Below are 14,651 nucleotides of genomic sequence, written 5' to 3'. Positions count from 1 at the left end.
GGTCATTTTAACAAACCGCCAAGATATCCGCCAAATCAAATCAAAAAATCAAAGAACGCTTTTAATTCCCCGTGTATAAAGGGATTGAATAAAATTTTAAAAAGTTAACGCATCACTAGTAATTCTTCTTAAAGAATTTGCACAATTATTGAAATGAAAGATCAAGGTTGTGTTGTAGCCTTCTCCAAGAAGGACATGCTTCCCGTTAAAGGAGTGTCTGTCAATGATTGGTATTTTTTCTCCTGTGTCCCCACGGGACATGGGCTTATTGATAACCAACGGATCGCGCAGTTGCTGGTGGACGTAAATTATAAAGGCTTTTTTGCAGTTGAGGTAGATACCCTACATCCCAGTTATGCATTTAGGGAATTAGAGGTTGTGGCCGAAAGTGTTCAAGAACTTAAGAATATTTCTACTAGGTGCCAGTATTGAGCAGTAATGATAATTGTAGTATTCCTTAAGGTTTTCTTCAGGGATATTTTACAGTTATTATAATACATTTTTCGGGGCATTGGGCTTTTAGGGATTGGAAAATCCAAGAGTTTAGTGGTATAATTAGACATGTCAAGTCTATTTTGGAAGGGTATGACCGCGCCCACTACCATAATTATGTAGTGCACAGTGCAACCGTAAAAAAGGCATATTGGAATCTTAATTGAAAAAATGATCGATTAAGTGAAGACCTTGAACTGCCTGTATTCACCTTAAATACAATAGCTCCTCCACATGGCCATAATTTGTAGCAATGAAGGAAACGAACCAAAAGAATAGAAGCATTGAGTTAGTTAGTTTTGTTGGAAAAGGGGCAAGGGGAAACTTTTGTTCCTTTTTAGTTGTTGGCCCATTTACTTTGGTTTTAGGCAAAGTTACTGTTAAAAGTTCGTTTGGTATTTTATAGGAAAATGATAGTACTGGGAGTCAAATAGGAACAATTCCTTGGCATGGACCCCATTTCTATATAAGGGTCAGTTCAAACTTTCCGGGGATGTCCAATTCTATACTTAATAGGGGTGGAGTGCAAACCAACCGGCATGGCAGATCAACATAATGGATTTACTAAATTGGACTTGTAAAAAATACAGAACTTGTTGTTGTATATAGGTGTTGGTAGTAAGTAAAATACCTATTCTACGCAACCATACGGGGTATTTAGCGTCTATATTTTTAAATAAATGGTGTATGAGAACCTATTCTACAATCAAAAATTTGGCATTTTTAGTAGTGACACTATTTTTATGCAATAGTTGCTCAAAGGAAAACGATGATATCTCATATGATTTGGCGGGTAGTTGGAAAGTTATCTACTTTATGGACGGGAATAAAAAAATTACTAAATCGGAGGACAATACCTGGCCTGATATCAATAATGGAGACATTACAACAAACTTTACGGCACCCGATAACAATGGAAAAGGAACTGTTTCTGGAATTTCGGTTTCCAATGCCTACAATGGGGAATACACAATTCAAAAGAATGGAGATATATCCATTGGACCAATTATGACTACCTATATTAATGAACCTGAATGGACAAAATTATTTAGTATTGGATCGGCCCAAAAATTTGAAATTAAAAACTCAAACCTATTGATTTATTATAACAGCAGGAAAAATATAATTGTGTTTGAGCGGAATTAGGACATATGTTTTTAATGATTAAAAAAACCAGCTGTGCAAAGTCTCCTGACTTTGAACTAGCTGTGCGATGTCTCCCGACTTTGGACGTACCATGGATCAAGTGGAAAAGTGGGTTCCAAAATAAATCGTAAGTTTCTTAGCACCTTAAATTTTCAGGATGGACAAGGAACCAATTTTCTTACCAGACTATGATCGCTTTTCTTTTGTAAAGGCCTTGAATGGTGATTACTGTGGTGTAGGGGGCAGTCCTTACAACTTCCTTATTTAACACTTAACACTGTTTTGATATTCTTTCTATTTATTGCACTTTTGCGTTTTAATTTTCAATAATAATCAGGCAGGTCGCTAATGATCTTATAAAAGGTAACATAGAATGGATTATAAATTACAAATCCCGAAAGGATATCATCCGCAATTAAATATGCAAGAGACAGAACAAGCAATTAAGTTGATCAAAGACTTTTTTGAACTTAGTCTATCATCCGAATTGAGATTGAGAAGAATCACGGCTCCTTTGTTCGTAAAAAAAGGATCTGGAATTAATGATGACCTTAGTGGCGTAGAACGTCCAGTTACCTTTCCCATAAAAAGTATGGATGATGCCGAAGCTGAAATTGTACATTCGCTTGCCAAATGGAAAAGACTTGCTTTGGCCCAATTAGGAATTGAGTCGGGCTACGGTGTATATACAGATATGAATGCATTGCGTCCGGATGAAGTTTTTTCAAATATACATTCCATTTATGTAGATCAGTGGGATTGGGAAAGGGTGATTTCTAAAGAAGAAAGATCCATTGACTTCCTAAAATATATTGTAAGAAAAATATATAGCATTTTTAGAAGGGTAGAATATGTTGTATACGAGCGCTATCCCCATTTAAAACCTGTACTTCCGGAAGAAATTACCTTCATCCATACAGAGGAATTGGCAGAACAGTATCCTAAGCTTAGCTGCAAGGAAAGGGAATTGGAAGCTGCTAAAAAGTATGGTGCCGTGTTTGTTATGGGAATTGGAGGACTACTCCCAGAAGGGAAAAAGCATGATGGAAGGGCTCCGGATTATGACGACTGGAGTACCGAAACCGAAAACGGTTTAAAGGGGTTAAATGGCGATATCCTTCTGTGGAACCCTATGCTTGAAGATGCCTTGGAGCTTTCATCTATGGGAATCCGCGTTGATAAGGAAGCACTCAATAGACAATTGCTAATTGAAGGTGCGGAAGACAGAAAAGAATTAATGTGGCATAAGATGCTTTTAAATGATGAACTGCCATTATCCATAGGAGGAGGTATAGGCCAATCCCGTCTATGTATGTTCTTCCTGAAAAAAGCGCATATTGGTGAGATTCAGACCAGTATCTGGCCCGAAGAAATGATTGAAGAATGTAAGCAAGGGAACATACCCATTCTTTTCTAGGAACCCCACCCTTTAATATACCATTTACAATGGCTGCCAATACTTTTTGGTAGCCATTTTTATTTTAATCAAAATTCGTAATTGACGGCACATTTAAGTGTAGTAGTTTTGTTTGGGTACTTAGGTTCTTTTTTTATTCATCGGCTGGTCTATTGATTTTTAATGGTATTCATGAATGCTACGCATTTGGGCGATGCAAAAAATGAACAAAACACGAACGCCAGCTTAGTTTATTCTATCTTTATCCTATTCACAAACCGCTTTTGGGATTTATCCAATGTATATTGCATTCTATGAGACTATTGCTTTTGCTTACTGTTTTTGTTTTTGGTGTTGGTTGTACCGACCAATACGATAAGTATAAAAATCCACCGGAATATATTACAAAGCCATCTGCTGCAAATGCAGCCTATTTTGAAGCTTATGACGAAACCTTAAAATTGTGGAAGGTCCCTTTTGAGGAATTATATATTCCTACCACCAACGGAATAGCCCATGTTATTGTATGTGGCCCTAAAAATGCAGATCCGGCGGTGTTGCTTCACGGAATGAACGCCAGCTCTACCATGTGGTATCCAAATATAGAATCCTTGACCAAAAACCATAGGGTGTTTGCGATCGACTTTATTTTGGAAGCAGGAAAATCGTATTTGTATAAAGATATTGAAAGTGTGGAAAAAGTGACCGACTGGTATAAGGAAGTTTTATTTGCCCTGGAGTTGGACAGCTTTCATCTCATTGGTGCTTCCCGGGGAGGATGGTTGGCGGTGAACCTAGCGTTAAACGATCAGAAAAGGATAAAAAGCCTAGTGTTGTTAAGTCCGGCCCAAACCTTTACATGGATCAAGCCAAGTACGGATTTATTAAAAAATATTGTCAGGATATTTTCTTCCAAGGAAAAACAAATGGAGCAAAGCCTAAAAAGCATGTCGGCCAATGTGGCCAATATCAAAGAGGCCTACCTGAAGCAATACAAACTGGGTACTGAATTGGAGTCCGAAAACAAATTTGTCACCAGTATGAAACCTTTTTCCAATGACGAACTAACATCCTTACAAATGCCTGTTTTGGTGTTAATTGGGGATGACGATATGATCAATGAAAAAAGAACGGTAGAAATTGCCAATATGTTGCCAAAAGGAAAGGGGGAGGTTGTACACAATGCAGGACATTTTTTATCTATGGATCAGGCAGAAACGGTAAATAAAAAAATGCTGGAGTTTTTAAGTATCCCTTAAGTAAACTTTCAAAGAGGAGTATAAAAATTGTCTAACGCAGATACGCTGTACATAAAGGTACATTTTGGGCAGGGGTAAGTTTATATGATTTTTTATACAGCTTATTGCTACTTTTACAAAAACATTGGCCCATGCTCCATTTAAAATTGGCAACAGACCCGCGTTGGGTTAATATTGTTGAAAAAAACATAGAAGAAATACTAACAGATCATGCGTGGTGCGAACAAAAGGCGGCGACCAATGCGATCACTATTATTACACTTAATTCAGAATACCCGGATTTGGTCACCGATTTGCTCCTTTTGGCCCAGGAAGAACTGGAACATTTTCAGATGGTGCATGATCTCATTAAGAAGCGCGGTTACACCTTGGGCAGAGAGCGCAAGGATAGCTATGTTAACGAGCTTTATAAATTTATGAATGTAGGGGGAAGTAGACTTAAAGCGATGGTAGATAGGCTCTTATTTTCAGCTATGATCGAAGCGAGAAGCTGTGAACGATTTAAGTTGCTGTCAAATGAAATAAAGGACCCTGAGCTTTCAAAATTTTACCACGATTTAATGATCAGCGAAGCAGGCCATTACACCACTTTTATTGGTTTTGCCCGCAAATACGGCCAAAATATAGATGTAGACCAACGCTGGCAAGAGCTTGTTGAATTTGAAGCTGAAGTGATAAAAAATTATGGAAAGGAAGAAACAATCCACGGTTAGAATAATGTAGCGTTGCCAAGGATACAACCTTATTGCGTTTGTCCTATTGTTGTTTGGCGCTCGTTACTTATAACGCTTATATCCAAGTAAGTGTCTCATTGTTAATCCCCTGCTCTTTCTTGATATTTTTAGCCAAACTATTCTACCATTTCAAAAATTCAAATTATTCTTAAATGCTATATTGATTTCCCTATAAATTTGATAATTAGATCCGCAAAGGAATATTAAGGTTTTGTTTAATTCACGGATAAGGGTATGTTGAGATTGAAATTAGTTTTAATAAGGTTGGGGTACCACATGTGCCATATTGTCCCAGCAAATATTTCCGGTTTATAAGATTCAATATTGATAATTTTTTTGTTTTTGGGGAGGGATATTAATGGAGATTGGTTCGTTCTCCTTTTTCTGTTTTAACAAAAAATTAACGTGCTGGAAAAACACATTTAATATTGTTTCAATACGTTTGATAAGGGAGTATTATCGTCCTTAAAAATTGATAATATTCTATCATAAATTGAGAAATAAAACCAAATGGGGAGTACAATCCTTAAAATTGTCCGCCCATAACGGCAACCTTCTTATAAATTATGCCTTATTATGGCGGTTTTGGAAAAAGGTTGTTATATTGACCAATTGAATGATTTTTAAAAACAAGGGGTATCTACCTTTAATGAAGAAAAGAACGCTACTTATAATCCTGATGTTATCGCTGTCCATGCCACTGTTGGCCCATGGGGATCTAAGTATGCGGATAGCGGAAAAAACCATTGCTATATCCGAAGATCCGGACAATTCTGAACTGTACTATGAAAGAGGGTTGCTGTATCAACAGCACATGGAGTACGATAATGCCCTGGAAGATTACCTTAAGTCCCAATCCATGGGAAATTCCAACAAAGCCCTATATTACCAAATTGCGGAGGTGCACTTTTTAACCAAAGCCTACCAGGAGGCCCTGCAAAGTATAAATTCCTATTTGGAATTGGATAGCATGGACCTAAGTGCAAAAAAATTGCAGGCTCAAATACACTTCAATCTTAAATCGTACAAAAAATCCTTGGAGGGCTACCGTACTGTTATCCTTAACATGAAGGACATTCGGCCCGAGGATGTATTGGAATACTGCAACATCATTCTTGCCGAAAACAACAAAAACTATAAGGCTGCCTTGAAGGCCATCGAATATGGCCTGGACCAACTTGGCCCGCATACCATATCGCTCCAACTTAAAAAATTGGACTACTTAAAAGATGCCGGTCTAACAGAAAAGGCCTTGGAACAGTACAATTACTTTATCCTTGAATACAGCAGAAATGAATTCTGGTATTTTAAAAAAGCAAAGTATTTGGCGGAAATACATAAACCCCATGAGGCCTTCATCTCCTTAAAACTGGCTACGGTTGCCGTTGAGCAATTGGATACCAAGTTTAAAAATATGGGTCCCGTAATAGAATTAAAAGAACAAATAAAAAGCCTGGAAAGCTCCCTTAACAACCAAAAATCATGATTAAAAAAAGTACCTTTTTACTAGTTGCACTAAGTTCAGTGTATTCATTTTCCCAAACCTCGCATGTAGATCTTCCCAATGTAAGTGATGTTGCGGTAACCATGCCTGTAAGCCATCCACAGCATTCCACTTCGGTAACTGTTGTAAGGGGGCCTTACTTACAAAGTGGTACCCCAACGTCCGTAGTGGTAAAATGGAGAACGGATTTCGCTACTGAATCCGTGGTGCATTACGGAAAATCATTAAAATCGTTATCGAAGAAGGCTAGCAGCAATAATGTAACCACCGAGCACGAAGTCGCTCTTTCGGGTTTAAGCCCCAACACCAAATATTATTTCAATATCGGCAATAAAGCTGGTGTACTTTCCGAAAGTGTTTCCGGCGAGATGTACATTATAACAGCCCCTAAAGCAGGTACCAAACAGTTTGTAAGGGCATGGATTTTGGGTGATGCCGGTACGGCCAATAACAATCAGCGAAACGTACGGGATGCCTATTACGATTATGTGGACGCAGCACCCAAGAATTCGGGTAAGACCGATATGATGTTGTTCTTAGGGGATAACGCCTATGGCAGTGGCACGGATGAGCAGTATCAGAACGCTTTGTTCGACATTTATGACGATATGCTTAAAAAATCCGTGGCATGGTCCTGCTTGGGAAACCATGATGGGAAGTCGGCCGATTCGGCTACACAATCCGGTCCCTATTATGATATATTTACCTTCCCTACCGCTGCACAGGCCGGAGGGATTGCCTCTGGGACAGAGGCCTATTATTCCTTTGATTACGCCAATATCCACTTTATAATCTTGGATTCCCATCATACCAGTCGCGAAGTTGGGGGTGCCATGTACAACTGGACCAAGGCCGATATTCAAAACACCAAACAGGATTGGATCGTGACCCTGTTTCATCATCCAGTATATACCAAAGGGTCCCATGACTCCGATACAGAAGACCGACTTATTGAAATGCGACAAAACTTTATGCCCATGATGGAGGCCAACGGAGTGGACCTTATCCTAAACGGGCATAGCCATTCTTACGAACGCTCGTATTTCTTGAACGGACATTATGGCTTTGCCAACACTTTTAACCCGGATAATATTTCAAAGGGTGGCCATACCGTTGGATCCAATGGCTATGGGGACGGGAAAGTGGATAGCAATGGTGCCTACCAAAAAGCCAATACGGCTGCCGAGGGTGCCGTTTATATAACCACGGGCTCTGCCGGTAAAATATCCGGGGGCGACCTAAATCACCAGGCCATGTCCGTGTCCCTGAACCAATTGGGCTCCTGTGTTATGGAAGTGGAAGATGACGGTAGGGGAGGGCAGAACCTGACCGTAAAGTTTATAAGGGATAATGATGGCATAGACGACTATTTCACTATCAACAAATCAGCTAGGGTACTGAATACGGATAGAAATGCATCCGGACAAAAAAGTGCTGGACTATTGTATGATGCCGACAAGGATTTGGTAAGGCTTGATGTGGATAAAAACGATAAACTAAAGAAAGTCAAATTCTATAACAACATAGGGAAATTGGTGAAGAAAAGTAGAAGGAAAACCATCAATGTAGGCAAGCTGCCAAAAGGCCTGTATGTTATTGAAGTCATTACAAATCAAAAAGCGTATACCGAGTCCATTACCATAGAATAGAATAATTTGGCCAAAATCGGGCTGTGGGAATGGCCTACAATAATATCCCAAGTAAGGGCTGGCCCCATAGAGGAAAGAGAAGGTTAGCAGTGTTAAAAAGTCCATAGAATGGTAAAAAGCGGTTGTTGAAAATGAAGAAGACAAGCATTTTATTGGGAGTTTTTTTAATTTGTCTATTGATGTTGTCCGGGACGCAAATGGCAATTCCAGACCAGAAGGATACGCTTCCGGAAAAAGTAGCAGCCTTATACACGGCCAATTTTTACAAGTTTCAAAGGGAAGTGGATTCATTGGCAGCCCTTGTCAATAGGGCAACCTCCGTAAACGAATGGGAGGGGTTGAAAAGACAGGTGGATAAGACCAGATTGGGTTATAAGGAGATCGAATTTATTTTTGATTATTACCAAACCTCCTACAATACCACTTATATCAATGGCGCACCATTGCCCAAGGTAAGTGAGTATTTTGAAGCCGAAAAAGTGATTCCCCCTGGCGGTTTGCAGGCATTGGATGAGGCCGTTTATGGGGAAGCTTCCAATGAAAATTTACAGCACCTACAAGTATTGGCCAACGGACTCAAGGAGCGGGTAGATTTTATAGCGAAAATACATTTACCGGTTCATTTAAAGTCGAGCCAGATTATTGAGTGTATCCGGTCCGGCATCGTTAGGATCTTTACGCTGGGACTAACGGGATATGATACTCCAGGGTCTGTAAGTGGGTTGAAGGAAAGTATTACGGGGTGGAAAAGTATGGAAACTACATTTCTGTATTTTGAATCCGGGATGGCCCCAGAAGCCAGGGCCCAATTTGAAGCCATCAAAGAACACTTTGCCAAGGGGAGGAAGAAATTAAATGCCCATACCACTTTTAATGAGTTTGATAGGCTGGCCTTTTTAAAGGAGGTGGTCAACCCCTTATATGCGGCCTTGTTGGAATTTCAGAATGTAAACAAGATTGTGCTGGAGCCGTATAAAAAGCATGCCCAAAACTACAAGGCCAAGAATATATTCGACATTGATTTTCTCAACACCGATTTTTATTCGGAACTGGTATATCAGCCTTTGGACAACCCCAAGACCATAGCCTTGGGGAAATTGTTGTTCCGGGATCCCCAGCTTTCCAAGGATAATGTCATGGCCTGTATAAGCTGCCATAACCCCAACAAAGGTTTTTCAGATGGCTTGCCCAAAAGTGTATCTAATCAAAAAGGGGTTTTTACGGCACGAAATGCCCCAACCTTGATAGATGCGGGCTATTCCACAAGATATTTTTGGGACATGCGCGCCTTGGATTTAGAAAAACAGGTGATACACGTTATCGATAACGATTTGGAGTTCAATACCAATTTTGATGCGATTATCAATAAGCTCAATAAAAATAACGTTTATAATGAGCTATTTAAAGAGGCTTATGGAGGGATAGCCAAGGAGGATATCAATCAGCGTTCCATTAGCAATGCCATTGCGGCCTATGTAAACTCTTTAAAATCCTTTAATAGTCCCTTCGATAAATATGTGCGGAACGAAACCAAGGAGTATCCCGAGAATGCCAAAAGGGGATTTAACCTGTTTATGGGGAAGGCGGCCTGCGGAAGTTGTCATTTTGCACCGGTCTTTAATGGTACCGTTCCTCCTTTTTATCTGGAATCGGAATCGGAGGTCTTGGGTATTACCCAGGGATTTGATTCCATAGTCCCTAAGTTGGATACGGATTTGGGACGCATGGGCAATGGTCTAAAACTGGATAATCGTCCCTTTTTGAAAAATTCGTTCAAAACGGTAACGGTCAGAAATGTAGCGTTTACAGCACCTTATATGCACAACGGATTATTTGCTACTTTGGATGATGTGTTGGCCTTCTACAACCTAGGAGGAGGCGCAGGAATGGGCTTGAAGGTGGAAAATCAAACCTTGCCCGAAACACCCTTGAATTTGACCCAGCAGGAAATGGAGGATATTATTGCCTTTATGGAAACCCTATCGGATGTACCGGAGTATGGGGGTAGGGGTGATTAATTGGTTTATGTTCAATGTTTAAAAGTTGAAAGTCCTTGTGGAGATTGAGCTTGATCGAAATTGAAGTTGTAAGGTAGTAGTGAGAAGGCAGAACCTAGAATCTAGATCCTAGACTTATTGGCGACAAACAGATTCCCCTCTTGAGAGAGCCTGTCCCGCTTTTTAGCGGGAGGTTAGGGGTGTGTTTCAACCCAAACACTATCTATAGTCCCCTCCCGAGGACCTGGGCTATCAATCCCTTCCGTCTCCTCCGCATCTCGCGGAGGATCCACCTTGTCCTCCCGCGGAAAACGCGGGACAGGCTTATCTAAGGGAAGGAACCCTTGGTGTCGTCATTGCGGGTTTACCTCCAATAAGGCAGGTTCAGGGTGCAGACATACCATCTTCACAACGCAAGAAGTTCTGTCTAACATTTAACTTCTCGGACAAAATTCAAAAACAATTTTTGGGATTATTACAATTAATTCTTTCCTTGTCCCAACTAACGGAATAATCAACCTCATTTCCAGGTTTGTGTTTGAATATGCCCATGCGTTCCAAAACTATGTGTTAATTTTAAACAATCCAGGAAATAGGTTTGAGGCCTCCTGGCATCCAATCCTATAAATTAGTACCAACAGCATGAAAAAAAGCCAGTGTTTAATCATTTTATTAGGTATACTCTTCCTAGGGAGCTGTGCAGAAAAAGAGAAAAGCAAAGAAACCCAGGACACCTCGAAACCTAACGTGCTGGTGCTTCTAACCGACCAATGGAGGGCCCAGGCTACAGGCTATGCAGGCGATCCCAATGTAGACACTCCTCATCTGGACAGTTTGGCGGCCATAAGTGTCAATTTTAAAAATGCCGTTTCCGGGATGCCCGTATGCTCTCCGTTTAGGGCATCGCTCTTGACCGGGCAACGCCCCTTGACCCATGGGGTATTTATGAATGATGTACAGTTGGATACCAATGCGGTAACCATAGCAAAAGTCTTCAACAAAGAAGGTTATGATACCGGATACATTGGCAAATGGCACTTGGATGGACATGGGAGGCTACAGAATGTGGTCCCTGGCAATAGGAGGCAGGGTTTCCAGTTCTGGAAAGGGAACGAATGTACCCATGATTACAACAAATCCGTCTACTATGACAATGAGGACCCCAAAAGAAAAACATGGGACGGCTATGACACCTTTGAGCAGACCGAGGCTGCCATCGACTATATCAAGGAACACAAGTCGGTCAAGAATCCGTTTATGATGATCCTTTCCTATGGCACACCGCATGCGCCCTATCATACGGCCCCTTTGGAATATAGAAACCGATTTGATCCAGAAAAGATCCAACTTCGTAGAAATGTTCCGGATAGCCTTAAAGAACGGGTAAAAAAGGATTTGGCAGGGTATTATGCCCATATAGCTGCACTGGATGATATGATAGGCAAACTGATAAAAAACCTAAAGGATTCGGGGCAAATGGATAATACGATCATTGTATTCACGGCAGATCATGGGGATCTCCTGGGCTCCCAGGGTGCTTACAAAAAGCAGCAACCCTATGAGGAGTCGGCCAGGGTGCCCATGCTTTATTACCTGCCAGAAAAACTAAATATTGCTGTGGGAGATAGGGATGCTTTAATGAATTCGGAAGATATCATGCCCACCCTCCTAAGTTTGTGTAATATATCCATCCCCAGTACTGTGGAAGGATTGGATTATAGGCCTTATATGGAAGGGAAAGAAAAAATAGGGCATGCTACCTTGTTAACCTGTGTACAGCCCTTTGGGCAATGGAATAAAGTAAAACATGGCGGAAGGGAGTACAGGGCCATTAAGACCCTTCAATATACCTATGCCCGTGATTTGAACGGCCCCTGGTTGCTTTTCGACAATGTAAACGATCCATACCAATTGTTCAATCTGGTAGGTAACGAAGGCTATACTACTTTGCAGGACGAGTTGGAAATACAGCTGTCCCAACGATTGAAAGAAACCGGGGATGAATTTCTTCCTGGAATGGAATATATTAAAAAGTGGGGATATCCCGTAGATGAAACGGGTACGGTTCCTTACACCCATTAAGACGGTAGTGGATCTTTCCCTTGAATATATTAAAAGGAATTGATCACCATTTTTATTTCATGCTTGCCGGGCTCCAACCGAACCGAGCCAAAGGCCGACGCTACTTTTTTTCCGTTGTGCATTAGCTCTTTTCCAGGTGCGGGGGGCATTTCAAATTCGGCAACCATATTCGCAGGAATTTCAATGGTGTACAATTGCAATCTGGGATTGGCGTAGGTATAGCTTGCCTTAATGGTTCCTTTGATGGTAGGGACTTCAATGGTGCTATTCTTTAAATGGCCCATCTGCGGTTTAATGGTGGCAATGCCAAAACCAGGGATTTTGGGTTGGATTCCCCACAGTCCACGCGGAATGGCATTGGCAGGGACCGCCCCCCAAGCATGGTTCCAATCTAGATTATTCTTATACTTTAAATCCCAGGCTTCCAAGGTAATGGTAGAGCCGATGCGGATCATATTGTACCAACTTCTGTCACTGGTATCGGTCAATAGATCCAAGGCATAATCTTCCGCGCCGGCGTTGTAAAGACCATCCATTAAATATTGGGAACCATAAACGCTACAGGCCATTCCCCTCGATTTCACGAACTCCACAACCGATCCTAAATGTTCTTCGGGCACCATATTGAAAGCCAAGGGCATCATATTGGCATGTAAGGAGGCGTGGTCCGTGCCTATCCCATCAATGTAAATCCCCCTTTTGGCATCGAACATTTTTTCATTGAAGGCCTTTTTTGCCTTCAAGGCCCTTAATTTAAAATCCAAAGCCTCTTGTGTTTTGCCCAATACCTGGGCAAATTCGGCCATAATTTTCATGTTCTGATAGTAAAATGCATTCACTACCGTATTGTAATCCTTAAATACATAACCGTCACGCTCTCCTTTGTTGGTAGGATCCCCGCCCCAGCCTGCTGAGGGCCAATCCACAATATCCCTAAAAGTCTCCTTCATGGTTTTAGGAAATCCAAGATGGGCCATTAATTCCGGGGTCATCTTTGTAGAGGTTATTAGACCATCTTCGTTGGCGAGCTCATAAAGGGTTTTGTATTTTAACTGATCGTAGTATTTCTGTATGAGTTCTGTGTTGCCGGTGTACATATAATCGGCATGGAACATAAGTGCCACATGTTGTTGCCATTCGGTAGGCCATGTGGGATGTTCCATAAAATATTCTATGGTCTGCCTTGCAATCGCATATTCCCGATCGGTGGTATAATGGCTCAATTGATTTAAATAGGCATCGGCCTCGTATGGGATACGCTCCCGGTCCCCATCTACGTATAGCCCGTTAAAAGTAGTGGCCTTAATGGAGTATTTACATAAATCCCAAACCTGATTCAATATATCATTGGAACTGTTGAAGTTACTGGCATTATCCTCCCAATAACTGTGGTGGGCCAATTGCGTGAAATTATCGGCGGTCAAGGGTTCTTGGGCCCCTTCTACTTCCGCATAACGGAATGGCATTAAGACAGGAAAGCCGTCCGGTAACGGTACTGCTTTGCCAGGCAGGGTATTGCGTGTGTCCGGTTTGATTGGAAGTTGATAGTAGGTTTGTTTGGGTGTCACCGCTACCTCAATTTTCTGATACCTAATATGGCTTTTTTTAAAGGGGGTCCTGTTAATGTTTTCGCCCTCCAATTGTTCTCCTATGTGGAACGTCAGGGTATGATCGGCTTTGGCGTTGTAGGTAAAATCGATGGTAGAGAAGGCCGCTTTTCCGAAATCGATAAAATAGGTGTCACCTCTTTTCTCAAATTGGGCAGGACTTATTCTATCTATTTGAAAACTGTTAGGTGTCGTTATGCTAGCTTTGGGGCTACCCATGGTAAAAGCCTGGGTTTTGGAATATCTTGAAAGTCGATTGTCCTGGTCCCATATGCGCACTTTCCAATAGTAGGTACTACCACTTTTTAACGGGGTTCCCCCGTGTTCTATTTCCGTTGAGGTATTGGATCTTATTTGTCCACTGTTCCAGACATTCCCTATGTTGTTATTTATATTTTCTTCGGAGGAAGCCACCAATATTTGATAGGCCGATTGCGCTACAGCACCTTCAGGTACTACCCAGCCGTATTCCGGCTTGGGGTCAATAATGCTTACCCCGGCTGTGTTTCTTATCCATTCAATGATCAAATTGGAGGGACCTTGGGAATAATCGTCGGAAAGTTCAAGTATAAGGCTGTTCGTTTTTTTTCGAAACGATTCCAGTGTACTGGCATATTTTGAATCTTTTGCCAGATTGTTGATCTCCTTTGGATCCTCTTTTAAATTAACGTGAGTTCGATATAAGGACTATCCAATTCTTTGAAGGTTGTCTATATTGATGTTTGGTTTTGTTGGGTAAAAGGCATATGCAATGAGTCCGGAAACCATATTTGTGATGAAGTTTC

10 protein-coding genes and 1 pseudogene are annotated in these 14,651 nt (G+C 41.2%); 9 read left to right on the top strand and 2 right to left on the bottom strand.

Translation table 11 applies throughout. From position 1 onward, the window contains the following. Positions 1 to 153 precede the first annotated feature (153 nt). The 9 genes from QSE00_RS24485 (at position 154) to QSE00_RS24445 (ending at position 12,259) form a co-directional block, all read left to right on the top strand. The gene (locus QSE00_RS24485) at positions 154 to 432 is read left to right on the top strand and encodes a hypothetical protein (RefSeq protein ID WP_286107909.1); all 279 of its coding nucleotides are present in this window, start codon (positions 154 to 156) and stop codon (positions 430 to 432) included. A 747-nt stretch (positions 433 to 1,179) separates the two neighbouring features. Then, positions 1,180 to 1,638: an META domain-containing protein gene (locus QSE00_RS24480; RefSeq protein ID WP_286107908.1), complete on the top strand. Its 459-nt coding sequence runs from the start codon at positions 1,180 to 1,182 to the stop codon at positions 1,636 to 1,638. A 373-nt stretch (positions 1,639 to 2,011) separates the two neighbouring features. After that, complete coding sequence (asnA, locus tag QSE00_RS24475; RefSeq protein WP_110357320.1) at positions 2,012 to 3,055, top strand: aspartate--ammonia ligase; 1,044 nt, start codon at positions 2,012 to 2,014, stop codon at positions 3,053 to 3,055. A gap of 293 nt (positions 3,056 to 3,348) precedes the next feature. After that, positions 3,349 to 4,293, top strand: coding sequence for an alpha/beta fold hydrolase (locus tag QSE00_RS24470; protein ID WP_286107907.1), 945 nt, complete (start codon positions 3,349 to 3,351; stop codon positions 4,291 to 4,293). Between the two features lie 131 nt (positions 4,294 to 4,424). Next, a complete protein-coding gene (locus QSE00_RS24465) occupies positions 4,425 to 5,006 on the top strand; it encodes a MiaE family protein (RefSeq protein WP_110357318.1) in 582 nt (193 codons plus the stop codon). 637 nt (positions 5,007 to 5,643) lie between these two features. Then, positions 5,644 to 6,513 carry a tetratricopeptide repeat protein gene (locus tag QSE00_RS24460; RefSeq protein ID WP_286107906.1) on the top strand — a complete coding sequence of 290 codons (870 nt, stop codon included), beginning with the start codon at positions 5,644 to 5,646 and terminating at the stop codon, positions 6,511 to 6,513. Beyond that, positions 6,510 to 8,180 carry a metallophosphoesterase gene (locus QSE00_RS24455; RefSeq protein ID WP_286107905.1) on the top strand — a complete coding sequence of 557 codons (1,671 nt, stop codon included), beginning with the start codon at positions 6,510 to 6,512 and terminating at the stop codon, positions 8,178 to 8,180. The genes QSE00_RS24460 and QSE00_RS24455 overlap by 4 nt, the downstream gene beginning before the upstream one ends. A 131-nt stretch (positions 8,181 to 8,311) precedes the next feature. Next, positions 8,312 to 10,198, top strand: coding sequence for a cytochrome-c peroxidase (locus QSE00_RS24450; protein WP_286107904.1), 1,887 nt, complete (start codon positions 8,312 to 8,314; stop codon positions 10,196 to 10,198). Between the two features lie 621 nt (positions 10,199 to 10,819). After that, a complete protein-coding gene (locus QSE00_RS24445; protein ID WP_286107903.1) occupies positions 10,820 to 12,259 on the top strand; it encodes a sulfatase family protein in 1,440 nt (479 codons plus the stop codon). A 29-nt stretch (positions 12,260 to 12,288) separates the two neighbouring features. Here QSE00_RS24445 and QSE00_RS24440 read toward each other — a convergent pair whose 3' ends face one another. After that, positions 12,289 to 14,394 carry an alpha-L-rhamnosidase-related protein gene (locus QSE00_RS24440; RefSeq protein WP_286107902.1) on the bottom strand — a complete coding sequence of 702 codons (2,106 nt, stop codon included), beginning with the start codon at positions 14,392 to 14,394 and terminating at the stop codon, positions 12,289 to 12,291. A gap of 159 nt (positions 14,395 to 14,553) precedes the next feature. Then, positions 14,554 to 14,651: pseudogene (locus QSE00_RS25410) on the bottom strand (IS982 family transposase); the annotation flags it as partial.

Source organism: Arenibacter flavimaris (assembly GCF_030291335.1).
Lineage (GTDB): Bacteria > Bacteroidota > Bacteroidia > Flavobacteriales > Flavobacteriaceae > Arenibacter.
This window is presented reverse-complemented; position numbering and strand designations above follow the sequence as displayed.